Consider the following 656-nt stretch of genomic DNA (forward strand, 5'->3'; position numbering starts at 1 on the left):
GCTCTCGTCGCTTTCGCCGTATTTCGTGCGCAGCGATTGAATGGTCTGGTCCAGTTCGAAGAGCATCGTGCGCTTCTGATCGTTGCGGATCATGCTTTGAATCCACAGGAAAGAACAGACGCGCGCGCCTTTCGTCACCGGGGAAACGCTATGCAGACTGGACGATGGATAGAGCACCAGGTCGCCCGCCGGAAGACGCACCTCATGTTCGCCATAGGTGTCGCGGACGATGTCAGCGCTGGCTTCGAACTGACGCGCGAAGAGCAGACGATTTATGGTCACAGCACGCCGACGGAACCAGCCGTCAGCATCTACGCGCCGAACAGCGACGTGTTCGCGACCAACTACAGCCGCGCAATCGCGCATGATCAGTTTCATGCGGAAGACCTGACCGACTGGCAAAGCAGAGGTCTATCGCAGCGGCTCGACTATGCATGGTCTCGCGATCGCCTGGAATGTCGGTACGTCGGAGATGTGGTGCGATTAGCCCCCGCGACGTTGCGACAGTGGATCGACGCAGGCGCCTCCATTTATCTGTGCGGGAGCGCCGAGCGAATGGGGCGTTCCGTACATGCGGCTCTTTGCGACGCAATCGGTGAGAACCGGCTCGAAGCGCTAGATAAGGAGGGACGTTACCGGCGTGACATCTATTAGTG

1 pseudogene is annotated in these 656 nt (G+C 59.0%); it reads right to left on the reverse strand.

Features of this window, described 5'->3' with window-relative positions:
* A pseudogene (locus QCE79_RS33345) lies at positions 1-228 on the reverse strand (PKHD-type hydroxylase); the annotation flags it as partial.
* Positions 229-656 lie beyond the last annotated feature (428 nt).

It is taken from the genome of Caballeronia sp. LZ003 (assembly GCF_031451465.1).
GTDB lineage: Bacteria > Pseudomonadota > Gammaproteobacteria > Burkholderiales > Burkholderiaceae > Caballeronia.